Annotated in this window: 20 protein-coding genes, 1 tRNA gene and 3 pseudogenes; 8 read left to right on the forward strand and 16 right to left on the reverse strand. The window is 60.7% G+C overall.

Translation table 11 applies throughout. The features are described 5' to 3' along the window. Positions 1 to 6 precede the first annotated feature (6 nt). From NKI38_RS26040 to NKI38_RS26050, 3 genes and pseudogenes are all read right to left on the reverse strand, one after another. Positions 7 to 195: pseudogene (locus NKI38_RS26040) on the reverse strand (UDP binding domain-containing protein); the annotation flags it as partial. 55 nt (positions 196 to 250) lie between these two features. Further along, positions 251 to 664: pseudogene (locus NKI38_RS26045) on the reverse strand (hypothetical protein); the annotation flags it as partial. A gap of 3 nt (positions 665 to 667) precedes the next feature. Next, entirely contained in the window at positions 668 to 2,068 is a 1,401-nt protein-coding gene (locus NKI38_RS26050; RefSeq protein WP_352662569.1) for a sugar transferase, read from the reverse strand. Positions 2,069 to 2,478: 410 nt separating this feature from the next. Between NKI38_RS26050 and NKI38_RS26055 the strand changes: the two genes are divergently transcribed. Next, entirely contained in the window at positions 2,479 to 3,666 is a 1,188-nt protein-coding gene (locus NKI38_RS26055) for a Fic family protein (RefSeq protein WP_352662571.1), read from the forward strand. 87 nt (positions 3,667 to 3,753) lie between these two features. Here NKI38_RS26055 and NKI38_RS26060 read toward each other — a convergent pair whose 3' ends face one another. After that, positions 3,754 to 4,344: a biotin transporter BioY gene (locus tag NKI38_RS26060; RefSeq protein ID WP_352662574.1), complete on the reverse strand. Its 591-nt coding sequence runs from the start codon at positions 4,342 to 4,344 to the stop codon at positions 3,754 to 3,756. A gap of 124 nt (positions 4,345 to 4,468) precedes the next feature. Here NKI38_RS26060 and NKI38_RS26065 point away from each other — a divergent pair, with 124 nt between their 5' ends. Then, positions 4,469 to 5,377: an MBL fold metallo-hydrolase gene (locus NKI38_RS26065; RefSeq protein WP_352662577.1), complete on the forward strand. Its 909-nt coding sequence runs from the start codon at positions 4,469 to 4,471 to the stop codon at positions 5,375 to 5,377. A 34-nt stretch (positions 5,378 to 5,411) separates the two neighbouring features. On the opposite strand, the gene NKI38_RS26070 is transcribed toward NKI38_RS26065, so the two are convergent. The 5 genes from NKI38_RS26070 to NKI38_RS26090 are packed head-to-tail and all read right to left on the reverse strand — an operon-like array spanning position 5,412 to position 10,072. After that, positions 5,412 to 6,332 (reverse strand): phosphorylase family protein, encoded by a 921-nt coding sequence (locus NKI38_RS26070; protein WP_352662580.1) that lies wholly within the window; start codon positions 6,330 to 6,332, stop codon positions 5,412 to 5,414. Between the two features lie 14 nt (positions 6,333 to 6,346). Next, on the reverse strand, positions 6,347 to 7,138 hold the full coding sequence (locus NKI38_RS26075; RefSeq protein WP_352624600.1) for an ABC transporter permease: 792 nt from the start codon (positions 7,136 to 7,138) through the stop codon (positions 6,347 to 6,349). Continuing rightward, positions 7,131 to 8,018 carry an ABC transporter permease gene (locus tag NKI38_RS26080; RefSeq protein ID WP_352662583.1) on the reverse strand — a complete coding sequence of 296 codons (888 nt, stop codon included), beginning with the start codon at positions 8,016 to 8,018 and terminating at the stop codon, positions 7,131 to 7,133. The genes NKI38_RS26075 and NKI38_RS26080 overlap by 8 nt, the downstream gene beginning before the upstream one ends. Then, complete coding sequence (locus NKI38_RS26085) at positions 8,015 to 9,052, reverse strand: ABC transporter ATP-binding protein (protein WP_352662638.1); 1,038 nt, start codon at positions 9,050 to 9,052, stop codon at positions 8,015 to 8,017. Before NKI38_RS26085 ends, NKI38_RS26080 begins: the two co-directional genes overlap by 4 nt. A gap of 27 nt (positions 9,053 to 9,079) precedes the next feature. Further along, complete coding sequence (locus NKI38_RS26090) at positions 9,080 to 10,072, reverse strand: ABC transporter substrate-binding protein (RefSeq protein ID WP_352662586.1); 993 nt, start codon at positions 10,070 to 10,072, stop codon at positions 9,080 to 9,082. Between the two features lie 243 nt (positions 10,073 to 10,315). Between NKI38_RS26090 and NKI38_RS26095 the strand changes: the two genes are divergently transcribed. Further along, positions 10,316 to 11,314 carry a LacI family DNA-binding transcriptional regulator gene (locus NKI38_RS26095; RefSeq protein ID WP_352662589.1) on the forward strand — a complete coding sequence of 333 codons (999 nt, stop codon included), beginning with the start codon at positions 10,316 to 10,318 and terminating at the stop codon, positions 11,312 to 11,314. A 50-nt stretch (positions 11,315 to 11,364) separates the two neighbouring features. Here NKI38_RS26095 and NKI38_RS26100 read toward each other — a convergent pair whose 3' ends face one another. Then, a complete protein-coding gene (locus tag NKI38_RS26100; RefSeq protein WP_352662592.1) occupies positions 11,365 to 12,150 on the reverse strand; it encodes a DUF1499 domain-containing protein in 786 nt (261 codons plus the stop codon). Positions 12,151 to 12,230: 80 nt separating this feature from the next. Beyond that, positions 12,231 to 13,859 carry a fatty-acid--CoA ligase gene (locus NKI38_RS26105; RefSeq protein WP_352662595.1) on the reverse strand — a complete coding sequence of 543 codons (1,629 nt, stop codon included), beginning with the start codon at positions 13,857 to 13,859 and terminating at the stop codon, positions 12,231 to 12,233. Between the two features lie 181 nt (positions 13,860 to 14,040). Between NKI38_RS26105 and NKI38_RS26110 the strand changes: the two genes are divergently transcribed. Both NKI38_RS26110 and NKI38_RS26115 read left to right on the forward strand, forming a co-directional pair. After that, the gene (locus tag NKI38_RS26110; RefSeq protein ID WP_352626635.1) at positions 14,041 to 14,397 is read left to right on the forward strand and encodes a hypothetical protein; all 357 of its coding nucleotides are present in this window, start codon (positions 14,041 to 14,043) and stop codon (positions 14,395 to 14,397) included. 146 nt (positions 14,398 to 14,543) lie between these two features. After that, a complete protein-coding gene (locus tag NKI38_RS26115; RefSeq protein WP_352662598.1) occupies positions 14,544 to 14,933 on the forward strand; it encodes a DUF427 domain-containing protein in 390 nt (129 codons plus the stop codon). A gap of 173 nt (positions 14,934 to 15,106) precedes the next feature. Here NKI38_RS26115 and NKI38_RS26120 read toward each other — a convergent pair whose 3' ends face one another. The 3 genes from NKI38_RS26120 to ppdK form a co-directional block, all read right to left on the reverse strand. After that, the gene (locus tag NKI38_RS26120; RefSeq protein ID WP_352662601.1) at positions 15,107 to 15,853 is read right to left on the reverse strand and encodes a polysaccharide deacetylase family protein; all 747 of its coding nucleotides are present in this window, start codon (positions 15,851 to 15,853) and stop codon (positions 15,107 to 15,109) included. 162 nt (positions 15,854 to 16,015) lie between these two features. Further along, complete coding sequence (locus NKI38_RS26125; RefSeq protein WP_352662604.1) at positions 16,016 to 17,119, reverse strand: glycosyltransferase family 9 protein; 1,104 nt, start codon at positions 17,117 to 17,119, stop codon at positions 16,016 to 16,018. A gap of 124 nt (positions 17,120 to 17,243) precedes the next feature. Then, entirely contained in the window at positions 17,244 to 19,922 is a 2,679-nt protein-coding gene (gene ppdK, locus NKI38_RS26130) for a pyruvate, phosphate dikinase (protein ID WP_352662607.1), read from the reverse strand. A gap of 226 nt (positions 19,923 to 20,148) precedes the next feature. On the opposite strand from ppdK, the gene NKI38_RS26135 reads away from it, so the two are divergent. Both NKI38_RS26135 and NKI38_RS26140 read left to right on the forward strand, forming a co-directional pair. Then, entirely contained in the window at positions 20,149 to 20,493 is a 345-nt protein-coding gene (locus NKI38_RS26135) for a VOC family protein (RefSeq protein WP_352662610.1), read from the forward strand. Positions 20,494 to 20,620: 127 nt separating this feature from the next. Next, positions 20,621 to 20,695: transfer RNA gene (locus NKI38_RS26140), tRNA-Gln, on the forward strand. Positions 20,696 to 21,265: 570 nt separating this feature from the next. Here the strand turns inward: NKI38_RS26140 and NKI38_RS26145 are convergent. Both NKI38_RS26145 and NKI38_RS26150 read right to left on the reverse strand, forming a co-directional pair. Further along, positions 21,266 to 22,252 (reverse strand): annotated as a pseudogene (locus NKI38_RS26145) (recombinase family protein); the annotation flags it as partial. Between the two features lie 389 nt (positions 22,253 to 22,641). Next, the gene (locus NKI38_RS26150; protein WP_352662613.1) at positions 22,642 to 23,019 is read right to left on the reverse strand and encodes a hypothetical protein; all 378 of its coding nucleotides are present in this window, start codon (positions 23,017 to 23,019) and stop codon (positions 22,642 to 22,644) included. A gap of 316 nt (positions 23,020 to 23,335) precedes the next feature. Between NKI38_RS26150 and NKI38_RS26155 the strand changes: the two genes are divergently transcribed. Then, on the forward strand, positions 23,336 to 23,581 hold the full coding sequence (locus NKI38_RS26155; RefSeq protein ID WP_352662616.1) for a helix-turn-helix domain-containing protein: 246 nt from the start codon (positions 23,336 to 23,338) through the stop codon (positions 23,579 to 23,581). The last annotated feature ends 232 nt before the right edge of the window (positions 23,582 to 23,813 follow it).

Below are 23,813 nucleotides of genomic sequence, written 5' to 3' on the forward strand. Positions count from 1 at the left end.
ATCCCAGATGTCGATGCCGGCATTGTAGTCCTTGAGTTGGGCAACGATGTCGGCGACCTTGGAATTCCTCAGGTCCGGACAATTTTCCTTGAAGGCCGCGCCCATCACCAGAATCCGGCTGCCGACCACGGGTATCCCCTTGCGCATCATCAGGCGGGGCCGTCTGGTCCGCAGCGTGCTGATCCATGCCGTCATTGATACGGCGGCCGGCAAGAATCACCTCCGGATGATAGCCCAGTTCCTGGGCCTTGTGGGTGAGATAGTAGGGATCGACCCCAATGCAGTGACCGCCGACGAGACCCGGCGTGAAGCGCAGGAAGTTCCATTTGGCGCCGGCGGCCTCCAGCACTTCGGATGTGTCGATGCCCAGCTTGCCGAAGATGAGCGACAGCTCGTTCATCAGCGCGATGTTGAGGTCACTCTGGGTGTTCTCGATGACCTTGGCTGCCCTGATCTCATCGCTGCTGGCTTCCAGCGTATGGTCCTCGCCGCGCTTCAGCGCATCGACCCTCGACTGGTTGATGTCGAACCCGACGACATCCCTGGTGGCGCCGAAGGCGACCGCGAGCGGCAGGCCGACATAGCCAAGTCCGATGATCGCTATTTTCCTGGAGGCGAGATCCATCTGCTTCCTGAGATCGTTGTCCGGATTCATGCTTCGCATTGGCTATCGCGCGCCAAACCCAGTAAGCATTGTTTTCACCGTCTTGAGAGTTATCAAAACGTCAAGCCAAGGCGAAAAGTTCTTTATGTAATAGAAATCATAGTGTAATTTTTCCATAACATCGTCTACGGCAGCCACATGCCCCTGATTTACTTGCGCCCATCCGCTTATACCTGGCCTGACGATATGCCTGTAGCGATAGAACGGCAACTCGGCCTCGTACCATTGCGACAGCACGACAGCTTCCGGTCGCGGTCCGATCCAGCTCATTTCGCCACGTAGGATGTTGATGACCTGCGGCAGTTCGTCGACTCTGAACTTTCGCAGGAGACGCCCAATGCGGGTGATGCGATCGTCGTCGCGCTTGGTGATCGCCTTCTCCTTGTCGCCGCCGGCGCCGGCGTGCTGCCGCATCGAGCGAAACTTGTAGACCGTGCAGATCTTGCCCCGGTAGCCCATGCGGTGCTGCCGAAACAGCACGGGACCCTCGGAATCCAGCCTGATCAGCAGGGCTACGAGCGCCAGAACGGGTGAAAGAACGACGATCAGGGTAAGTGCCGAGACCCAATCGGCTGCCTGCTTGATCTTGAGATAGGCCTGGTTCGGATTGAGCGAGCCGAGCGTGTTTTCGGACAGATGCTCGATCTCGACCCGACCGGTCAATGACTCCCTGACCTGCTTGACATGATATACCGGCGTTCCCGAAAGGGCCCGATCCGCGATGTATCGTTCCCATTCCGCGCCAAGATCGGCACGCAGATCAACGACCACCCCGCTGGCTCTCTCGATGATGGTGTTGGTCGACTTGATCCAGAACCAGTGCACCCCCGGTAGTGTCTTGAGGCGCTCGACATCTCCGCCGGGAACCACGACGAGCCGGTACGGATCGAGACGCCGCGTCAACAGGCTCAGGCCGAAATACCAGAGGGTGGATTGCGTGAAGCTGGCGGCGGCCTGAAACCGGCTGTACTCGAAACGGAAAAAGAAAATGGTCAGGAAAACGGCCCCATAGGACAGGGCAAATGTCGGCAAGATGTAACTGGCCGCGGCCACGCCCGGGAAGTTTCCGATGCGGCGATAGGAGAGGAAACCCGCAAGATGCGCGATCGCCGCGGCGGTCACCGTCATCTGAAGGTTTGCCAAATAGATAAACTCAGGATTGAAGACAATCCTGATAATGGCCGGCGCAAAAATCGCGAATGTCAGCCCGCCAAGCAGCTGAAATCGAATCCTGAACAGGAAATGCCGGCTTCCGACGATCGTTGACGCTGCGACATTCAACGCCTTGCCCCTCCCCCCGAAGTTGCCATGACGGCGACAGGCCAGCGTGATTCTGCATCTGACCTGCCCGTTCGTTCGTTCGTAGAACGAATCGAACGTCTCGCCCCCCGGCGATTTCGACATAGTCGAAGATCAAGGGTTTACGACAGTGCGGTTGCACCAGCAAGCATCTATTTCATATCAATAGTTAGTAGAAGTTTTGATCAACAGCATTGTTTGATGCTTCAGAAAAGCCGCTGTGCGCACAGTGCCGATGCGGGGATGGTGGAGCCAATGACGCTGAGCAGTTTCAGCACTGCTTCGGCGATCGCATCCCTTAGCGATAGCGAGTCGCGCGGGAGCTTGGAAAGATCGATTTCGAGAGGGGGATATTGTGTTCCCGAAGCCGCTGGATCTTGGCGTCGTCGTGACACCTATGGCCCGCGAAGCCTGCAGAGTGCCGATGATCGGCCAGAAGATCGGCCAAATATCTTGGCAAATTCGAAATATATATTTATAATTATGCATTTAGCGGAAACCAAGATCGGCCAACCATGGAAGAAAGCGTACAGCGCATCGAACCGGCACGCCTGACGGATGTTTCCGAAACTATATCGGATGCGCTGGCGGAGCTATCGGCCACCTCGGCCATTTTGGGCCAAAGCCTGCACCCACGTACCGCCGCCAACCTCGCCGATCTGGTACGCATCATGAACACGTACTACAGCAACCTGATCGAGGGCCATGATACGCGCCCGCGCGACATCGAGCGGGCGCTGGCAGGAAATTTCGATCGAGACGAGAACCGCCGCAACTTGCAGCTAGAGGCGGCCGCCCATGTTCGCCTGCAAGCCGAGATCGATCGTATGGCCGCCGAGAAGCGGTTGCCTGAGCCTGCATCCACAGAGTTTCTGCGATGGCTGCATACGGAATTCTACCGCGATGCGGAAGCGCCCATGCTGACTGTCAAGGGGGCCGGCCGTGAATTCGTCATGGCGCCAGGCGAGTGGCGATCGAAGCCAGAACATGACGTCGCCGTCGGCCGGCATGAGCCGCCTTCGAGCAAGCGCGTCGACGATTTCATGCAGCATTTTGCCATGCGCTATCGCTTCGATAGGCTGGGCAAAGCCGGACGGATCCTGGCCATTCCCGCCGCGCATCATCGTTTCAACTTCATTCACCCGTTCCCCGACGGCAACGGCCGCGTCAGCCGTTTGATGAGCCACGCCATGGCCCATGAAGCGGGGATCGCCGCGCATGGGCTGTGGTCGATCTCACGCGGTCTGGCGCGCGGCTTAAAAAGCCGCACGGACTACAAGCGGATGATGGATCATGCCGATATGCCCCGCCAGGGAGATCTCGACGGACGAGGCAACCTCTCCGAGCGTGCACTCGGCGACTTTACGCTATGGTTCATGCAGGTGTGCATCGATCAGGTGAACTTTATGACCGGTTTGTTCGATCTCGACACGCTCGCGACGCGGCTACGTCGCTATGTCGAGCGCAGCGGCCTGAAACCCGAAGCCGGCCGCTTCCTGGAGGAAGCGCTAATGCGCGGCGAATTTGAACGCGGCGAAGCATCCCGTATTAGCGGACTGCCCGAGCGCACGGCGCGTCGCGTGTTCAATGACGTGATCGCGCTCGGTCTGTTGGCGTCGGAAACACCCAAAGGCCCAGTGTCGCTACGCTTCCGGGCCGACGCATTGGATGCGCTGTTTCCGAAGCTGTTTCCGGAAACCTAGATGGGATCACTTGGCTGACACCACGCCCGCCAGTCACTCCGATCCAGCCAGGATTGATTGCTCAAGCCGCTGGCTGCTGCTCGCGTTTCAGCCGCGCTTCAGCAACGTCCACACCGCCGGCACCAGGCTTGCCGCGAGCGCCACCTTGATCAGGTCGCCGACGATGAAGGGCACGACGCCGAACTGCCACGACTTTTCCGGGCCGATCAGCAGCGCCAGCCAGGCGAAGCCCATGGCCATCATGACGACTTCGGCAACCAGCATGGCGTTGAAAAGCTTGATCGGATGGCGGTCCCAGCCGCGATCGGCGGCCCAGCCGACAATTGCCGCCATGACCACGAAGCCGGCGAGATAGCCGCCGGTCGAGCCGAGCATGTAGGCAAGGCCGAGACCTTTTTCCGGAGTGCTCTGGAAGACGGGGAAGCCCATGGCGCCCTCCGCCATGTAGAGCAGCAGGGTGGCGACGCCGAGACGCATGCCAAAGGCGGCGGCGATCAGCAGCACGGCCAGCGTCTGCATCGAAATGTCGACCGGCCCGAGCATCACCTTGGTCTTGGCCGACAGGGTCAGCAGCAGCGTTCCGGCGATGGCCAGGAAAAGCTGCGTTGCCAGCCGCGCCGCGGCATTTTGCGGCAGAGCCAGAGAAACAAGCGGACGCATCGTAGTTGCAATTGCCATGGCATTTCCCCAATCCGGTTGCCGCTATCCGATGTTCGCGGCCTCACGTTCTCCTATATTGGCTTGCGTGTTATGCGGCAATCGGTTTTGCCGTTTTCAGAAACAAGGCACCGCTGCATCCGCCATGGCACTCAAATTCGATACCCGCTTCGACCCCTTTTATGGCCAGGGGGTAAGCGTCGCGCCCGACATCCAGCGCATCACGGCCCGCAACCCGAGCCCCTTCACCTTTCACGGCACCAACAGCTACATCGTTGGCCGCGATACGCTGGCGGTGATCGATCCGGGACCGGATGACGAAGCGCATCTGCGGATCCTGCTCGACGTGATCGCAGGCCGGCCGGTCAGTCATATCTTCGTCAGCCACACGCACCGCGACCACTCCCCGCTGGCGGCCCGGCTGAAAGAGCGCACCGGCGCGCCCGTACTGGCAGAGGGGTCACACAGGCCGGCAAGACCCCTGCATATCGGCGAGACCAATGCGCTCGACGCCAGTGCCGACATGGCTTTCGTCCCCGATATAGCCCTTTCCGACGACGAGGTGGTCGACGGCGACGGCTGGTCGATCAGGACGGTTCTGACCCCGGGCCACACCGCCAATCACGCGACATTCGCACTGGAGGGAACCGGCATCCTGTTTTCTGCCGATCATGTCATGGCCTGGGCAACCTCCATCGTCGCCCCGCCGGATGGGGCGATGGCCGACTATATGGCCTCGCTGGACCGGCTGATCGAACGCGGGGACCGCTTGTTGCTGCCGGGACATGGCGGGCCGGTGACGGCGCCGCGCGCCTTCATGCGCGGATTGAAGACGCACCGCAAAATGCGCGAGCGGGCCATACTGGAGCGTGTCAGAGCGGGCGACCGGACGATCGTGGACATGGTCAAGGCGATCTACAGGGATACCGACCCGCGGCTGCATGGCGCCGCCGGATTGTCGGTGCTTGCCCATCTCGAGGACCTGGTGGCGCGCGGTCTTGTCGGCACCGACGGCGACCCGGCCATAGCCGGTATTTTCGTGCCGGCCGCTTAAAACCTGGGCACGAGTTCATCCGTGCTCTCGTGCGTTAGAAACGGCTGGAGCGCTCTGCCGGTTGGGGCGACTTCAAGCCCTGGCAAGAGCATTCAGGGTTAGCCGGAAGTCGTGCCGCGGTCTCCAGAGCAACCCGCGAGGCCGTCATGGAGAGGCTCGGCAACACGTCTGCCTGCAGCAATTCCTGGCGGTTGCGGTCCATATAGTCATTGAAACCCGCGGTCACGAACGCAAAGGGCACGAAACACGCGCCGATCTCGCGCGACAAGGTAGCCTCAGGGGCGATCGAATGGTTGAGCACATCCGCTCCCATGTTCCGATACGCCAGAGCTTCAGCGGGGGTGGTCAATCGCGGCCCATAGCAATGAGCGGCCACCAACTGCTGTTCGATGCCATGGACCCGGCATTCGGCAGGCCAATGGCGCCGGGCGGTCTCGGCCAGCAATGCCGCGCATCTTGGACATACGATCTGCTTGCCCGAGCAGTCGAAGCTCTGGCGGCCAGGCAGCAGTGAAAACGGGGTCTGCGACAGTTCGATGATATCGGCGCTCACCACCATGTCTCCGGGCTGGATCGCCTTGTTGACGGCGCCAACGGTCGAACAAGCGAGGACTTGCCGTACACCCGCGCTCATCAACACCCAGAACGCGCGGCGATGGCAGGAATGGTCGATATGGTCTCGGGGATTGCCGTGCGAATACATGCACAATGCACGTTTGGTTTTACCTTCGGCTGTAATCGACGCATCGAACTCGAGAAGCTTCCAGTTGTCGGAGCGACCGAAAGGCGTTTCAAAACTCATGTCGCGCCGCAAGGTGCGCACACCCTCGAATTCGACATCTTCCGGGAAGGCAAGTCCCCAGTTGGCCGACCCGGTGATGATGGCCAACCCTACCTGAGGGATGTCCGTCGAATAATCCGTCAGATCGTCGGCTGCATGGTAATTGGTGGGCATGTTTCCAGTCTCGGTCAGGATTTTTGGCGAAGGGTCACAATCAGGACCACGGCCACGACGATGACGGTCCACAATGTCGAGATCGCCGCAATGGTCGGATCGATCTGATCGCGCAGCGACAGGAACATAAGCTTCGGCATCGTGCTGTTGCGACCACTTGCGATGAAGATCGAAATCACAGACTCGTCGAGCGAAGTCAGGAACGCCATCAATGTCGCTGACAGCAAGCTGATCCGAAGTTGCGGAACGATGATTCCGCCAATGGACCTGGCCCAGTTTGCACCGAGGCTGCGTGCCGCCTGAACCTGGTTCCAGTCAAAGCGGGCGAGAGCGGGTAGCAACACAATGCAGGCGACTGGAACGGCCAGCACCACATGTCCGACCAGCACACCGAATAGCGTTCCGATCAGATGTTGTGCGGCCAACACAAAGAAGAGACCGATCGCAAGCAGGATACCTGGGGTGATCGAGGGGGTCAGCAGGACGCTCTGGATGGCCGCAGCGGTCTTTCCGCCCAGCCGATTCATTGAAATGCAGGCGAGCAGCGCGAAAGGCACCGCGATCAACGCCGTCAACGTCCCAAGAATCAAACTCGTTCTCAGCGCGGCCATCCACGTTGCCGAGCCGAAAAAGTTCTCGTACCAGCGCAACGAGTAGGCGTGCGGCGGAAACTCGAGGAGATTCGACGCCGAGAAGGAAAGCGGCACCACCACGAGCGTCGGTAGCATCAGAAATGCCATGACAAGAGCGGCAAAGCTCCAGAGCAAAATGCGGGCGAGCCTGTTTTGCGGATAAGCTTCAAGCATGGGAGGCTTCCACGGTGTTCCGGGCCACCAGACGGCGTGCCGCCAGCAACATCACGCCGATCAGCGCCATAAGAACGAGGAGCAGAATGCCCAGGACGCTTGCCGACCCCCAGTCCTGAAAGGTCGATAGTGTACGCTCGATCCGGGTAGAGAGCGGATTTACCTTGCCGCCGCCAAGCACCGCCGGCGTGATGAAAAAACCTATGGCGTAGATGAGGACGATGATCGAACCCGAGAAGATGCCGCCCGCCGAAAGCGGCATAATGACTGTGCGGATGACCTGCCTGAGAGTGGCCCCCATGCTCGCAGCCGCGCGAATGAGATTTGGGTCGATATCGCGCATCGCAGCATAAACAGGCAGCAGAAAAAGTGGCAGCATATAGTGCACCATGCCGATGAGCGTTCCCGTGAAGTTGTAGACCAGTGGCAATGGCTCCGCTGTCAGGCCTGAACCGGTCAAAGCCGCGTTGATCAGGCCGTCGCGCCGCAAGAGTGCGAGCCAGCCATAGGTGCGCACGAGGATCGAGGTCCATAATGGCAGCATGACGAATGCCATCAGCACGTTGGCCAGCCTTGGTCTGACGCTGGCCAGAGCCAGCGCTAGAGGAGTGCCGAGAACAACGCAGGCCGCCAGCGTACCCAAGGATAGTTCGAGGGTCGTGACGAGCGCCGACCACGTCAGTCCGCTCGAAAGGACCTTCTCGTAGTTGCCGACGGTGTACTCACCCCCGGTGGTCAGGAAGGATTGCCGGATGATCCAAAGGATGGGCAGTATCGCCGCCAGTCCAACGATGAACAGCGCCGGGAGCGAAAGTGAAAGAAAAAACCGCCGCTCGCGCCGCGCGTCCGCCGCGAGCGCCGGGTCCCGGACGACGGTCACGCCATCGCTCCCGGTATCGCGTGAACCTTCGCTGCCGGTGCATATGCGGTCATCCGCTGACCGGCGGCAAGCTCGGCGCAGCCGCCGGCCAGGGCTGCCGGAATGCAGACAAGAACCTCTTGCCCGCCGTCAAGTGCCAGCGTCAAAAGCCAGTTCTCGCCGCGGAACGCTTTGGCGCGCAGTATTCCTTCGAGAGCCACTCCGTCTCCCCCGACGAGCTTCGCATCAAGATGGAAGCTTTCGGCGCGGATCATCAGGGTTTCGCGTGATGCTTCGGCGCCGTCTATTCTGCGCAGCGAGCCTGGGGCCACAATGTTGGCCTCGCCCATGAACTCCGCGACAAAGCGGGTCGATGGACGATCATAGATCCGCTGCGGCGTGTCGATCTGCTGGATGCGGCCGGAATTCATCACCGCGACCCGGTCTGACATAATCAGCGCTTCGCGCTGGTCGTGGGTTACATAGATCGTGGTGATCCGTAGATGATCATGCAGACGCCGGATCTCGTACTGCATGGTTTCGCGCAGGTTCTTGTCGAGCGCCGACAGCGGCTCGTCCATCAGCATCACGCGCGGTTCGAAGACGATCGCCCGCGCCAACGCTACGCGCTGGCGCTGGCCGCCGGACAATGCGGCAATGTTGCGCTCCGCCAAACCATCCAGCTTCACGCGGGCCAAGGTGTCGAGCGCCCGCTGGCGGGCCTCGGCTTTCGGCACCTTGCGCAGCACCAACGGATACTCGACATTCGCCAGGACGTTCATGTGGGGGAACAAGGCGTAGTTCTGGAATACTATGCCGATGTCCCGCTTGTTGGGGGCCACGCGAGTGATGTCCCGATCGTCCAACAAGAGTTTACCGGAATCGGGCCGGACAAAACCGGCCAAAGCCATGAGCAGCGTGGTCTTGCCCGATCCCGACGGCCCCAGCAGCGTGAGGAATTCGCCAGCCCGTATGTCGAGCGAGACATCGTCCAGCGCGACGTAAGACCCATAGGTCTTGCGCACGCTGTCGATGGTGATCGGGAGCGACTTCATCATGTGCTCAAGCCTTAGAGCTGAGACTCAGCGGGCCATCATCTCATCAAAGGCTTTTTGGGCAGCCTCGCCATTCTTGACCCACCAGTCCGCACTCGAAAACACCGAAGTGCCAGCATTTTCAGGCGCGGTCGCCAGGGTCTTGAGACGGTCTTCGGGGATAAGGCCACCCTCATAGCCAGCAGGATTGACCGGGCCATAGGCTATGAAGTCGGTCAGCTTCGCCACGCGCGCGGGCTGTGTCATCGCCGCGATGAGCTTCATAGCTGCTTCCTTGTTCGGCGCCCCCTTCGGCACCGCAAGACAGTCGGTGCCAATGACCGATCCCTTGAATGTGTAGTCAGCTGCGCCGCCATCCGCTTTCACGGTTTGGGCCCGCCCGTTCCAGGTAACGACCAAATCCGCCTCACCATCTTTCAGCAACTGCGCCGACTGCGCTCCCGAGGTCCACCACACGGCGACATTTGGTTTGATTGCTTCAAGCCGCTTGATGGCGCGATCCAGACCCTCCGGCGTGCTGAGAACGGGATAGACGTCCGCCGGTGCTACGCCATCGGAGAGCAGCGCGATCTCAATCGAGTCTTGGGCATTGGCACGCAGCGCACGACGGCCGGGAAATTTGGCAACGTCCCAGAACTCCGCCCATGTCTTCGGCGGGTTCTCGCCATAGGTCTTGGTGTTCCACGACAAGACGGTGCCATAGGAGTCGAACGGATAGCAGTAGTCGGACTTTGCGCCGTCCGGCACGGCCTTTGGGTCGATGATCTTGTAGTCGAGCGGCTCCAGCAGCGATTGTGCGGCGGCCTGCGCGCCTTCCGGTGAGCCCAGGTGAATGACGTCGGTTGTGACCGCACCCGAGGTGACCTGCATCTTCAGGGCGGCCAGGCCGTCGCTTAGGGTCTCCTCGCGGACATCATAGCCAAGCTCTTTTGCAGCAGGGGCCCACATGGCCTCCTTCATGGCGGTGCCATAGTCGCCACCCGCGGTCGTGATGGTGACTGATTGGGCATAGACCGGCACGGCGGTCGAGATAGCCAATGCCGTCAAGGAAATGCGTAGCCAGGACATAGGTTCTCCTCCTTGGGATTTGTCAAGATGCGCTTAAAATAGCCATTTCTTTGTAATCGTAACGTTACGATTACATCCAAGCGTGCCAGTGTCAAGCTGCTTTAGCGAGAGCTTGGATTGACCGTGAGGTGGAATCCGGTAACGTGTGACGGTCAGCAAGATCAGCCGGCGCTTTCACAAACGAGGTCGGGCGAGGTGGCCAATCTAAAACAGATCGCGGCGGAACTTTCCCTTTCGGTGACCACGGTGTCACGCGCTCTGAAGGATGGGCCGGAAGTTCATCCCGCCACCATCGCTCGCGTCAAGGAGGCGGCGAAGCGGGTCAGCTATGTGCCAAATCATCATGGCCGCGCGCTCAAAACTGGCCGCACGCTGACGATGACGGCCGTATACCCGATGGAGACACAAGACCATCTGTCCGATCTGTTGAAGCTTCCCTTGATCGAAGGCATGACGCTGGCGGCGCGGCAAGCGGGTTATAGTCTGTCCATCTATTCCACCACGCCCGATGACGATCCGGTCGAGAGTGTGCAGCGACAGCTTCAGGCGGGCAGCACAGACGGACTGATTATCACGCGCATGGTCTCGGGTGATCCGCGCGTTAAGCTATTGCTGGATAAAGGCATGCCATTCGTCGCGTTTGGAAGAACTGACCTAGACACAGCATATCCTTATGTCGACATCGACAATGAACAGATTGCCTACGAGGCGACCCGGCGGCTCATGGACAAGGGCTGCCGACGCATTGCGCTGCAACTTCTCGTTCCGGGGGACCAGGCGAGTGCCATGCGTCTTTCCGGGTATGGAAGGGCAATGGCCGAGGCTGGTATTCCGATCGACCAGTCGCTGATCGGTCATGGAATGTTCACCATGGAATCGAGCGCAGCCTGGTTCGATCGCATGCTGGCCTGGTCAGATCCGCCGACGGGCTTGGCATGCGCCAACGAACTGGGCCTTCTGGGAGCACTACACGCTCTTGGCAGAAGAGGTCTCGCGCCAGGGAGTGACATCCACATTGTCACTCGGGACAGCACGCGGCTATCGCGCTTCCTGCCTGCGAAGATCGGCGTTCATTTCGTGGACATAGCGGGTGTCGGACGCAAACTTGTCGAAGTCCTGGAGAGCCGGATCGTCAATCCCCTCGGGCCGGTGGAGACAGTCTTGTTCAAAGGTGAGTTCGACCCTGGCGAATAGTCGGCCGCAGACTCGAGTTGCATCTCCACGGCGACAGGCGTTCTGAACCATCACTCGGCCGGCGCCGCGCCAACCTGACCGGCGACTTCCTGGTCGAGTTCGGCGAGGAAATCGACGATACGCGCGGCGTTGTCGCCGAGGTCGAAGCGGCCGTATCGCGAAGCTGACCGCATATCGACGATGACGGTATCGCCATCGTCGGTCACGCGGATCGCCACATCGGCGGGAAGACCGATCACGAACCCCTTGGCGACTGCGGTAATGGTCACGTCACTTTGCCCGGCGAGGTCAGGATAGGGTTCGGACAGGTCCCAATCGCGCCGGTCGAGCACGGTTTCGACGGCATTGACGACAGTCTCGAACGGCAAGTCGTAGCTGCGTGCGCTGACCAGCGGATAGCTATCGGTCTGCAGCCGCTGTTCGCCAGGCGTCGACGGGGAGAGCACGTTCATCTCCTTCGTCCGGTCACTTACGTCGAGCGCCGGCGGCTCGTCGAAATCGGTCGAGATATCCCTGAGCGGCGGATAGATTGTCGCCCAGTAGGCGGCAACGCCAAAAGGTGCGAGCACCAGCAACGCCAGGAGGGCGCCGACTGTCAGGTCGCGACCGCCGCGGTCGCCGAAGTTCCACAGCCGCGAAAAGGCAAATCCGGCAAACAACAGCGCCAGGGCCGCCAGCAGAGCGACAATACCCAGCACCCACAGGAAAGCCGGTGTTTCGACGAGGTCGAAGCGATGGCCTACGAAAGCGGTCAGCAGCAGCACCGCCGAAAAAGCGGCCGTGCGCCGCGACCAGCCGGCCGCCCTCGACGTTTGCCGTTCAGGAATACTTGCCATCGATTGCCGCACCACCCCAACCCGAACGGAGACTTAGAACCTTTTTGCAATGGCATGAAGCCGAAACACGCAACATCCCATCAATCCGTAGGCAAGCGATAATCCTTGAACTGCTGGCGCAAGCTGATCTTCTGGATCTTGCCGGTGGCGGTGTGCGGAATTTCGCCGACGAAGGCGACATCGTCCGGCATCCACCATTTGGCCACCTTGCCATCCATGAAGTCGAGAATATCAGCCTTGGTCGGCTCCTTGCCCGGCTTGCGGACGACGACCAGCAATGGCCGCTCGCCCCATTTCGAATGAGGGACGCCGATGGCTGCGGCCTCAGCGACATCGGGGTGGCCGACAGCCAGATTCTCGAGGTCGATGGTCGAAATCCATTCGCCGCCGGACTTGATGACGTCCTTGGCGCGATCGGTGATCTGCATGTAGCCGCCGGCATCGATGTGAGCGACGTCGCCCGTGTCGAACCAGCCATCCTCGTCGAACTGTTCCGGGCCAGCACCGCCATAATAGGCGCGGGCAACGGCCGGTCCACGCACTTTCAGGCGGCCAAATGTCTTGCCATCCCAGGGCTGCTCCTTGTTGTCGTCGTCGGTCACCTTCATTTCGACGCCGAAGGGCGGATAGCCCTGTTTCTGCTGGACATCGAGTCGGGCTTCCCCCTGAAGCCCGACATAGTCCGGTTTCAAGGTGCACAGCGTGCCGAGCGGCGACATTTCGGTCATGCCCCAGGCATGGATGACCTGAACGTCATAGTTCTGCTGAAACTTCGTCATGATCGCGCGCGGGCAGGACGAGCCGCCGATCACGACCTTGTTGAGATAGGGAAGCTTCTTCCCGGTCTCCTCCAGATGCTGCAGCAGCATCATCCAGACGGTCGGCACGGCGGCGCTGAAGGTCACCTTCTCGCTGTCGAGCAGTTCATAGATCGAGGCGCCGTCCATCTTGCAGCCAGGCATGACCAGCTTGGCGCCGATCATCGGCCCGCTCTGGCCAAGACCCCATGCATTGGCGTGGAACATCGGCACGACCGGCAAGATCGTATCGCGCGACGACAGACCCATGGCGTCGGGCATGGCGGCGATCATGGCGTGCAGCACGTTTGAACGGTGGCTGTAGACGACGCCTTTGGGATCACCCGTCGTGCCCGACGTGTAGCACATGCCGGCCGCGGTGCCTTCGTCGAAGGTTTTCCAGGCGAAGTCGCCATCCGCCTCGTCAAGCCAGTCCTCGTAGGCGACCACATTCGGCAAGGTCGTCTGCGGCATGTGCGCCTTGTCGGTCAGCACGATCACCTGTTTCAGCGATTTAACGGCACCGGCGATCTTCTCCAGCAGTGGCATGAAGGTCAGGTCGACGAAGACAGCCTTGTCCTCGGCGTGGTTCATGATCCAGACGATCTGCTCGGGAAACAGCCGCGGATTGAGCGTGTGGTAGATGGCGCCGATGCCCATGATGCCATACCAGGCCTCGATGTGGCGCGCGGTGTTCCAGGCCAGCGTGGCGATGCGGTCGCCCAAGCGATAGCCGTCACGCTCCAGCCGCTGGGCGACCTTCAGGGCGCGACGATGGATGTCGGCATAGGTGGTGCGCACGATTGGCCCCTCGATCGAGCGCGACACGATCTCGCGCACGCCATGCTGCCGCTCGGCATTGTCGATGAGCTTGTGGCAAAGCAGCGGCCATTCCTGCATCAGTCCCAGCATTTGGTTCCTCCCTCACGCTTTTGCGTTGTGCTTTTTGTGCCATTGTGGAGCGAACCGCCGGATTGTCCAGCCGCCAGCGCAGCCGAGCGCTGCATTGGTGGAAAACCGCCACAATCCGGCCATCGTCGGCGTTAAGCTTCGTTAACGGGCAAGGGGCGATTGGCGACTGAAAGAGGTTCGCATGGACGCGCAGCTCGACGACAAAGCCCTTGAGAGTACGCTTGCCGAAGGTCTGGCCGATCTGGTGCCGGATGCAAAGACTGTTTCCGAAGACGAATTTGTTGAAGTTGTCGGCGGCGCGCTCGAAGCGGTCGGCGGCACGCTGCTGTTCAAGATGTGCGTCCAGAACCAGGGCGAAGGCCAGCATGTCGCGGCCGCATCCGTCGGCGACGGTGGCAATCGCCAGTTCCTGCTGCTCACCTTGCCGACCGGCGGCGGCCCATTGAAGGTCGAAACCGCGTCGAGAAGCAGCAACCCGGTGGCCGGCATCGCAGCCGCCTATGCCGGTCTCATGGACGTGTTCAAGGCTGCCGCCTGACCGCTGGCGGCAGGTGTTTCTATTAGCTTCGGAGGCGCGATCTGTCATTGTCGGCCTCGGTAAGGCCTTGCGTGCTGGATGGCGACAGCAGACCTTGCACAACGCCCTTGCGCGACACACTTAAAGTCGACGCAAGGATACCCCGCATGGATCAGATCGCCAACCCCTCCCCCGGTTTTCAACGCAATCCCGACAAGGTTATCACCATCGAGCCCTACGCCGGCACCGTCACCGTGCGCGCCGGGGACGTGGTCATCGCTTCATCAGCGAAGGCCAAGGTGCTGACCGAGGCCCCCTATCCCGCGGCCTTCTACATTCCGTTCGCCGACATCGATTTCGGCAAGCTCAGCAGCACCGAACACTCGACCCATTGCCCCTACAAGGGCGATGCAAGCTATTGGAGCGTGCTGCCTGCCGGCGAAACCGGCCAGAACGCAATGTGGGCCTACGAGCGTCCTTTCGACGAAATGGCTGAGATCCGCAACCACGGCGCGTTCTATGCCAGCAAGGTCACGATCGAAGCCAAACCGGACTGACCGACTTTCGAACCCAGGCGAACTCGGCGTGAGGTGCGTTGAGATTCAGGTCAGGCCGAGGCGAGAATGGTGGGTTCCGAGAACCGGAACGGAGCGGACTTTTGGTCCGTGAGTACCGGAAGCGCAGGAAACCGACATTCGCAGGCCGGCGTCACCTGAATATCAATGCACCGTCAGTCTGTGGTGCCGTGATCGCCAAGGCCATCGGCATCGGCATCGTCGAGCCGCACAAAGGTCAGGCCCTTGGCCTTGAGCGCCAGGAGCCCCTGCACCACGCCTTCGCCGGCGGCATGGGTCGGCTGGTTGATGTGCGAGATAATCACGTCACCGTCCTTGGCCGCCGCAATGCGCCGCGCTGTCTCCTTGGCGCCAAGCAATGAGCCGCCGTCGCCGTTTACCGAGAATCCCGCGATCTTGAAGCCAAGCTTGCGGATCATGGCGATTGCCGACGGGCTGTATTCGGCGGTCGCGCCACGAAACCATTTCGGCGCCGGCTCGCCGGTCCCGGCAAGAGCGGCGGCACCCGATTCGACCTCGGCCAGCACCGCGTTGGGGCTGCCGGCGCTGCGGATGCCGTAGATTTTCTGCGGCGTGTCGACCGCCGGGATATGATGGCCACCGTGATTTTCCAGCTCGAACAGATCGGGATGCGCCCGCATGATCTCGACGGCGGCGGCGTTTCGCTTCAGCCAGATCCCGGTCACAAAAATGGTGGCGGGGATCTTGTTTTCCACCAGCGCCGAAAGGATCCGGTTGTCGGTCTGCCCACCGCAGGCATCGAGCGTGAGCGCAACGCGGCCGGCTCCGCTCGCCTCCGGCCTGATATGCAGCGTGGGCTCGATGAGCGGCGCGGCATGACCGGCGGATACCATGGCCAACGCCATGGCGATCACGCAGAGATTTTTGTGCAGCAGGCGCATCAAACCGAATTCCTGACGGTCGTTTCAAGCAGGCATCCCAAGACCCGCATGAAGGCGGAAATCGGGATGGTGGATAGCAGAAAAGCGCGCGGCGCGACAATTTGACCGTTCGTGTGGTGAACAGGCCATTCCGCGATAGCGGTTGTCCGCGCGACCATGATGTCAGATGGCGCGTCCCAGCTTCATTTCGGTGCGCGGAAGAACCTCGCGTACCGCGTCGACCACAGGCTTGACCTCCAGACCCCAGACGCAGCAGGCCCTGCTGGGATCCGGCGCGCGGCAGAGATCCTTGGCAAGGCAGTTGCAAGGCATCGGCGGCTGGAGCGAGATGCTGGGCACGCCGACAGGACCCCAACGCGACGGATGCGTCAAACCGAACAGCCCGACAACCGGGGTTCCGGTAGCAGCGGCCATGTGCATCGGGCCGCTCTCGTTGCCGAGAAACAGCCGGGCTTGCTTCAGCACCGCCAGCAGACTTTCGAGCGACAGGTCCCCGACGAGATTGACGACCGACGGCGCGGTCCTGGCGACGATACGTTCGGCAATCTCCCGCTCGTCCGGACCGCCCACCAGGACGACATCCAGACCGGTTTCGCCCATTATCTCGCCGATCGCCGCGGCAAACCGCTCCGGCTGCCAACGTCGCCCCTCGAAGCTTGCACCCGCATGCACGGCGATGAAAGCGTTTGGCCGCAGGTGGTGCTTGCCCAGCAGCGCCAATGCTTTCGCCGTCTCCAGCGGCAGCGGCTGAAGGCTCGGAATCACCTTGCGGAGTTCGATGCCGAGCGCTTCGAGCGGCGAGAGGTAGCGGTACAGAAAATGCTGGCCATCAAAGCCGTAGGGCTTGGAAAAAACGTTGGCAGGCTGGCGCTCCAGCATACGCAAGGGTCTTTCGGAAGGATTGTAGCCGACGCGGGTCCTTGCGTTGACGAACCCGTTGATGAGCCGCGACGTCTTCGAATCGGCCAGATCGATCGTCAGGTCGAAGCGGAAGCGGCGCAGCGCCCGCACCGTGGCGTAAAGCTCTTTGCCACGTTCCAGCGGGGTGCCGCGCATGCGGGCGCGGCTGAACGTGACCACTTCGGATGCGATGCCATGAGCGATCACGAAGCTCTCGAAGCGAGCCTCGCACAGAAACACAAGCCTAGCATCGGGGAATTCAAGCCGCAGGTTTTCGGACAGCACCGAGGCGAGGACGAGATCTCCGATGAACTTCGTTTGAATGACCAGGATAGAGCGAAACGGCGCTGGTGAGGTCTGCAACATCTGCTTCCGGGACAATTGGCTGGGTATCTGCAAATTGAGCGCGAACAGTGTCGAAATTATGCAATGCCGCCAGCACGTTCGCGTGAATTGGCTTACAAAACCGTAAGCTCGATCTGAACGGATCCTAGCCGCGGCCTGCCTTTGCGACCAGCACCGCCGCCTGTGCGGCAGCCAGCCTGGCGATCGGTACGCGATAGGGCGAGCAGGACACGTAGTCGAGGCCGACCTCTTCGCAAAAGCGGATCGAGGCCGGGTCGCCGCCATGTTCGCCGCAGATGCCGAGCTTGATGTCGGGCCGCGTCGCCTTGCCTTTTTCGGCAGCCATGCGCACCAGTTCGCCGACGCCGTCGATGTCGAGCGAGACGAACGGATCCTGGTCGATAATGCCTTTCTGGCGGTAGGTCTCGAGGAACGACGCCGCATCGTCGCGCGAAATGCCGAACGTCGTCTGGGTCAGGTCGTTGGTGCCGAAGGAGAAGAACTCGGCTGACTCGGCGATGACATGGGCGCGGATCGCCGCGCGCGGCAGTTCGATCATGGTGCCGGTGAGATAGTCGATCTTGACGCCGGTTTCCTCCATGACGCTCTTGGCGACGGCATCTATGCGCGCCTTGACGTAGTCGAGTTCTTTCACCAGGCCGACAAGCGGCACCATGATTTCGGGCACCACAAGTGCACCGGCCTTCTTGCCGGCCTCGACGGCCGCCTCGAAAATGGCACGCGCCTGCATCTCGGCGATTTCGGGATAGGAGACGGCCAAGCGGCAGCCGCGATGGCCGAGCATCGGGTTGAACTCGTGCAGCGCCTCGGTCCGCTGCCTGAGCTTGTCCGGCGACACCTTCATGGCGGCGGCAACCTCGGCCACCTCCTCCTCGGTCTTGGGCAGGAATTCGTGCAGCGGCGGATCGAGCAAGCGGATCGTCACCGGCAGGCCGGCCATGATCTCGAACAGTTCGAGAAAATCCGACCGCTGCATCGGCAAAAGCTTGGCGAGCGCCGTGCGCCTGTCCTTTTCGGTGTCGGCCAGGATCATCTCGCGCATGGCGACGATGCGGTCGCCATCGAAGAACATGTGCTCGGTGCGGCAAAGGCCGATGCCTTCGGCGCCGAAGGAGCGCGCCATGCGCGCATCGAGCGGCGTTTCGGCATTGGTGCGCACCTTCATGCGGCGTACCGCGTCCGCCCACTCCATGATGGCGGCGAAATCACCGGAAAGTTCGGGCTGCAGCATCGCCACGGCGCCCTTCAGCACCTGGCCATTGCCGCCGTCGATGGTGACGATGTCGCCCTTGCGGAAGGTCGAGCCCATCGCCATCAGCGTGCCGGCCTTGTAGTCGACGCGCAGCGAGCCGGCGCCCGACACGCAAGGCTTGCCCATACCGCGCGCCACCACCGCGGCGTGGCTGGTCATGCCGCCGCGCGTGGTCAGAATGCCTTCCGCCGCATGCATGCCGTGAATGTCCTCGGGGCTGGTTTCGATGCGCACCAGGATCGCCTTGCGGCCTTGCGTCTTCAACTCCTCGGCGTCAGCAGAGGAAAAGACGATCTCGCCGGTGGCGGCACCGGGCGACGCCGGCAATCCGATGCCGATGACGTCGCGCGCGGCTTTCGGATCGATGGTCGGATGCAGCAGCTGGTCGAGCGAGGCCGGGTCGATGCGGGCGACGGCTTCCTCTTTCGTGATCAGCCTATCCCGCGCCATCTCGACGGCGATTTTCAACGCCGCCTTGGCGGTGCGCTTGCCGGAGCGGGTCTGCAGCATCCACAACTTGCCGCGCTCGATGGTGAATTCGAGATCCTGCATGTCGCGATAGTGCTTTTCCAGGCTGTCGGAGATGGTGACGAAAGACTGGAATGCGTCCGGCATCAGCTTCTGCAGCGATGGCTTGTCCGAGCCCGCCGCAATGCGCGCCGCCTCGGTGATGTTCTGCGGCGTGCGGATGCCGGCGACGACGTCCTCGCCCTGCGCGTTCACCAGGAACTCGCCATAGAGCATCTTTTCACCGGTAGACGGGTTGCGGGTGAAGGCCACGCCGGTGGCTGACGTCTCGCCCATATTGCCGAACACCATGGCCTGGACGTTGACCGCCGTGCCCCAGCTTTCGGGAATGTCGTGCAGGCGCCGGTAGGTGATGGCGCGATTGTTCATCCAGCTCGAAAACACGGCGCCGATCGCGCCCCATAGCTGCTCGTGCGGATCCTGTGGAAACGGCTTGCCGAGTTCTTCCTCGACCTTGGCCTTGTAGAGCGCGATGACACCTTGCCATTCGAGCGCCGTCAGTTCGGTGTCGAGTTCATGGCCGAGCCCGCCCTTCTGGTCCTCCAGGATTTCCTCGAACACCTCATGGTCGAGGCCCATGACGACGTCGGAATACATCTGGATGAAGCGGCGGTAGCTGTCATAGGCAAAGCGCGCATCGCCGGAATCGGCGGCCAGCGCCTCGACCGTCTCGTCGTTCAGCCCGAGATTGAGCACGGTGTCCATCATGCCAGGCATCGAGGCGCGGGCCCCCGAACGTACCGACACCAAAAGCAGTTTCGACGGGTCGCCGAACCGGCGGCCGGTCAAATGTCCGATGTGATCGAGCGCAACCGCGACATCGGCTTCCAACTCCGCCGGATAGGTCCTGCCATTGGCATAATAGGCGTTGCAGACCTCTGTGGTGATGGTGAAGCCCGGCGGCACCGGCAGGCCCAGGCTGCACATCTCGGCCAGGTTGGCGCCCTTGCCGCCCAGCAGATTCCTGTCGCCGGCACGGCCTTCCGCCGCACCATCGCCAAAGGTGAAAACCCATTTGGTCATGCTTTGCTCTCCGGTTGCAGGAGATTGGAAAGATTGGCGAAATGGAAAGTTCCGCCCGTGTCCGACTTTGGAGCGATATGATGCTGCAGTGCGAAAGGCAAGCGTCGGCGAAGCCGTGCGGCCGCTACAATCGATTAAGCAAAAGCCCGGTCCGAGGATCAGTCAAAAAGACTTGCCATTCCTAGGCTTTTCCTGCAAGAACATAAAGGGAACAAACAGGTGATTCATGAAACTGTCCGGAAAACTCGACTATCTGGAAATGCCGGCGACCGGTGGAACGCTGGACCGGCTCAAGGCCTTCTACAGCAATGCCTTTGCCTGGTCGTTCACCGACTATGGACCGACCTATTCGGCTTTTTCCGAAGGCCTGGACGGTGGCTTCCAGGCCGACGCCGGGGAAGCGCCAGCCAAGCCGCTACCCGTGCTTTACAGCAAGGATCTGGAAGATGCGCTCGGTGCCGTCGAGAGCGCCGGCGGCACGATCGTCAAGCCGATCTTTTCATTCCCCGGCGGCCGGCGCTTCCACTTTGTCGATCCGGCCGGCAACGAGATTGCTGTGTGGTCCGAGTAGCCACCCATGTCGTCCGGCGGCGCTGCTTTGCCTGACCAAATTTGATCGTTCTGACTGCCGCTCATAAGGATTGTGCTTTTCGGCTGCTCTGCTAATAACGCGCCGCACAAGCGACTCTGACGGCAATTGGGGCGTCGCCAAGTGGTAAGGCATCGGTTTTTGGTACCGACATTCCCAGGTTCGAATCCTGGCGCCCCAGCCAAACTGGACTCCTTGTCGATAAAGCTGTCTGCTGTGCACCCATTGCTGCGCCGGCTACGACCGTTTCCGCAAGTAGATCAAACGGTTGCCTGAAGACCGGATAAACCTCGCCTTGACTCCATTGGCAGTTCGACAGCACGAGATTCAAGAGCCGTTTTTTCTCGTGCGCGGGCTGTTTCGCAAACAGTCGGCTGGCTTTGCGTGCCAGTTCCAACAGCCGGATGCCGTCCTCCATGTACGATTCCTCGGCGCCACCATGACGCTCTATCTCGCGAAGCAGCCGCGTCTGTTCGGTCCGCCACTGTGCTGACATCCGATCGTAGAAGGCGTTGTCGATGCGGCCATCGAGCTTGTCGAGATACATGGCGTGCAGCCGATCCTCGAGCCGCTTGTACTCGACCTGGCATCGATGGATCGCCTGTTCATGCTCGCGGCGCTCGTCGGCATGGCTGGCCAAGAGGGCTGCCTTTACCCATTCCAGTATCTCTTCGTCGAAATGCAACCGGTCAAGCAGGTTGGCGAATGTCTGGTCGAGCACTTCCTCGCGGACATATTTGCGGCGGCAATCACCGTATCCACCCCGACCTTTGTTGGTATGCCCCGTGCAGTGATAGTAGACGTATTTGCCCTTCTTGATCTCCGCCACGATGGCGCAGCCGCATTCGGTGCAGGTCATCAGGCCGGTGAAGGCGAACTCGTTTCCCATCGGGTGGGTCGGCACCGAATTGCGGCCCGTCAGGACGCCCTGAACCCGCTCCCATAGTTCGATCGATACGAGAGGTTCGTGCTTGCCCTGGTGCAATTTGTCGTTCCACTTGAACAGTCCCGTATAGAGGCGGTTGCGCAGGATCATATGTACGGTGCTGACCGGAACCGGGATGCCGCTCTTAGGGTAGATCAGCCCATCGCCATGGGCTGCCTTAGCCAGGGTCTTGAGCGAATACTGGCCGGTTGCGTAGCGCTCGAACAGCTGTGTGACGACTGGAGCCAGTTCAGGATGCGGCTCAATAACCTTTCTGCCATCCTTCCCCGTGGTGTTGACATAGCCCAGCGGAGCCTTTGTCGGCCATATGCCCTGCTCCGCCTTCTCCATCTGCCCCTTGCGGGCTTCTTCCGACAGGTTGTCGATGTAGTTCTTGGCCATCAAGACCTTGATGCCGTGCATGAATTTTTCAGACGAGCGCGAGTCTCGCGACAGCGTCACACCTTCTTTCGCAAGGTGGATTTCCACATCCAGTTCATCGAGAGTCACCCAGTCCTTCAGGTTGCGATAAAGGCGGTCGGTCTTCTCGACCAGGACGCTTCGAATGCCGGGATGCTTTCGCAGATACTTTACCATTTCGGTGAAGTTGGTCCGGCCAGTGGTCTTGGCCGTCTCGACGTCGATAAACTCCTGCACGATGTCGAACCGCTGTTGCTGGGCGTAGTCGCGCAGCAGCTTGCATTGCGCCGGGATGGAAAAGCCTTCCTTCTCCTGCTCCTTGGAGGAGACGCGCGCGTAAAGCAGCGCCTTTACAAAGCCTGCTGGCTTGGCGATCCGTCCAGGTCGCTGGTTCATCTGGGGTGCCCCTCGTTCATCGCACGGTCGCACAACGAAGGCTATCACGTGAGCATCAAGCGTCAGCTATTTGCCCCGGTCAATCCGTTCCCATTCGGCAAGGAGGCGGAAGAAGCCGCCGATATTGTCGACGATTTGCCGTGCGTCCTCCGTTGATAGAGATCGCCCCATGCGAGACTCAAACAGACGAGCCGCTCGTTCCAGGAACGCCTCGTCAACGACGCGCCTGCGCGAAAACAGATCGGAGTCTGCATCGCGTCCAACGCTGCGTTTTGTAGCGCGCAGTCTCGCCTTCACCGCTTCTGTCCCGAGCACATCTGCATCGAGACAAGGATCGCCGGAATCGACTCAGCGCCGAATGGCCGTTATGTGCGCTTGCGTATCCTTTTCTACTCTCTATAAGTTCCAACGGCCGGCTGCTGAGCAGAAGGGAGGTCAGCGGCATGATTTTCGAGACCGATCAAATCGGCGGCAATTGCTTGATATCGCCGACAATCCGCCTGAAGGATGGATCGGTCAGGCCGCTCCAGCGGCACACTCCCGGCGACTTCCTTCAAGTCACTTAGTATCGATTCGATATGTGGCCAGGGAAAATCTGTCGGGTCGTCGATGTCGCGATCTGCGCCGAAGATTATTTCGAGCTTGGCGACGACGCCGAGAAGTGAGCGAGCCCGTATGTGGGGCAGCTTGTCCTGAATCTCCAAGGCCACAGTGGAGGCCTCGACCTCCGCTTGGCAGGCGATTGAATAGGCGACCTGCTTCTCCATCGCTTCCGAGCCTCTAGCGTCAAGATAACGCCTCTTTAGACGCTGTTGAAGACGGCAAAGGACCTGAGAAACATGCTGCGCCCGCAACCAATCTCGCAGCAGTAGAGTTAGGGGGTCTGCATCCGGCAACCAGTTCGACGCCGTATTCCTGCCATTCGTAACGAGAGGCATAGTCGTGCTATGGTCGGAATCAGCCATGATCCGAGCTCCGCAAAGCGTGGGCGTGGTTAGACCATTGGAAGCGGGGAACCACTTCCAATGGCCGTTTCCTAAAACAAGCATATTTGCACTTTTTGTGCAACAGGGCATTTGAACAATGAAGGTAAGTGCGGCCCAAGTTCGCGCGGCCCGTGGGCTTCTCGACATTTCTCAACAGGAACTGGCGGATATATCCAAGGTAAGTTTAAGGACGATAGTGCAGTTCGAACGTGGTTCGAAGCCAGCATCTGAATCGATTCTGCAAGTGCTGAAGCTATCGCTCGAAGCAGCCGGAATAGAATTCATTCCAGAGAATGGCGGTGGCCCTGGTGTGCGCTTGTCACGCGGTACCGCAAACAGTTAGCCGAAGGCGGCACCTGCGGGCTTTACGGATTATCTGTTTCCGAATCAATGTCAGCAATGCGCCCAATGCCGGCCGTTCGAAGTGGTTGTCGCGGCCCAAAAGCAGCCGTTCATTCAATGCGCCAAAGAATGGCCGCTGCCGCGCCTATGCGTGAGTTCGACGAACTCGCTAGGGGAAAGCGCAGGGCGCGTCATGACGCAAGTAGTTCCGCCGAGACGCAACGCGCTTGTCC

The organism is Mesorhizobium sp. M0621 (assembly GCF_040320745.1).
Lineage (GTDB): Bacteria > Pseudomonadota > Alphaproteobacteria > Rhizobiales > Rhizobiaceae > Mesorhizobium.

What these genes read in the sequence shown, in the direction of transcription:
- NKI38_RS26100 (WP_352662592.1), bottom strand. Translation starts at nt 12,150, where the DNA reads ATGGCAAGTATTCCTGAACGGCAAACGTCGAGGGCGGCCGGCTGGTCG.
- NKI38_RS26155 (WP_352662616.1), top strand. Translation starts at nt 23,336, where the DNA reads ATGAAGGTAAGTGCGGCCCAAGTTCGCGCGGCCCGTGGGCTTCTCGAC.
- NKI38_RS26135 (WP_352662610.1), top strand. Translation starts at nt 20,149, where the DNA reads ATGAAACTGTCCGGAAAACTCGACTATCTGGAAATGCCGGCGACCGGT.
- NKI38_RS26050 (WP_352662569.1), bottom strand. Translation starts at nt 2,068, where the DNA reads ATGTCGAAATCGCCGGGGGGCGAGACGTTCGATTCGTTCTACGAACGA.
- NKI38_RS26065 (WP_352662577.1), top strand. Translation starts at nt 4,469, where the DNA reads ATGGCACTCAAATTCGATACCCGCTTCGACCCCTTTTATGGCCAGGGG.
- NKI38_RS26055 (WP_352662571.1), top strand. Translation starts at nt 2,479, where the DNA reads ATGGAAGAAAGCGTACAGCGCATCGAACCGGCACGCCTGACGGATGTT.
- NKI38_RS26120 (WP_352662601.1), bottom strand. Translation starts at nt 15,853, where the DNA reads ATGCGCCTGCTGCACAAAAATCTCTGCGTGATCGCCATGGCGTTGGCC.
- NKI38_RS26115 (WP_352662598.1), top strand. Translation starts at nt 14,544, where the DNA reads ATGGATCAGATCGCCAACCCCTCCCCCGGTTTTCAACGCAATCCCGAC.
- NKI38_RS26150 (WP_352662613.1), bottom strand. Translation starts at nt 23,019, where the DNA reads ATGGAGAAGCAGGTCGCCTATTCAATCGCCTGCCAAGCGGAGGTCGAG.
- NKI38_RS26060 (WP_352662574.1), bottom strand. Translation starts at nt 4,344, where the DNA reads ATGGCAATTGCAACTACGATGCGTCCGCTTGTTTCTCTGGCTCTGCCG.
- NKI38_RS26085 (WP_352662638.1), bottom strand. Translation starts at nt 9,052, where the DNA reads ATGAAGTCGCTCCCGATCACCATCGACAGCGTGCGCAAGACCTATGGG.
- ppdK (WP_352662607.1), bottom strand. Translation starts at nt 19,922, where the DNA reads ATGACCAAATGGGTTTTCACCTTTGGCGATGGTGCGGCGGAAGGCCGT.
- NKI38_RS26105 (WP_352662595.1), bottom strand. Translation starts at nt 13,859, where the DNA reads ATGCTGGGACTGATGCAGGAATGGCCGCTGCTTTGCCACAAGCTCATC.
- NKI38_RS26125 (WP_352662604.1), bottom strand. Translation starts at nt 17,119, where the DNA reads ATGTTGCAGACCTCACCAGCGCCGTTTCGCTCTATCCTGGTCATTCAA.
- NKI38_RS26070 (WP_352662580.1), bottom strand. Translation starts at nt 6,332, where the DNA reads ATGCCCACCAATTACCATGCAGCCGACGATCTGACGGATTATTCGACG.
- NKI38_RS26075 (WP_352624600.1), bottom strand. Translation starts at nt 7,138, where the DNA reads ATGCTTGAAGCTTATCCGCAAAACAGGCTCGCCCGCATTTTGCTCTGG.
- NKI38_RS26110 (WP_352626635.1), top strand. Translation starts at nt 14,041, where the DNA reads ATGGACGCGCAGCTCGACGACAAAGCCCTTGAGAGTACGCTTGCCGAA.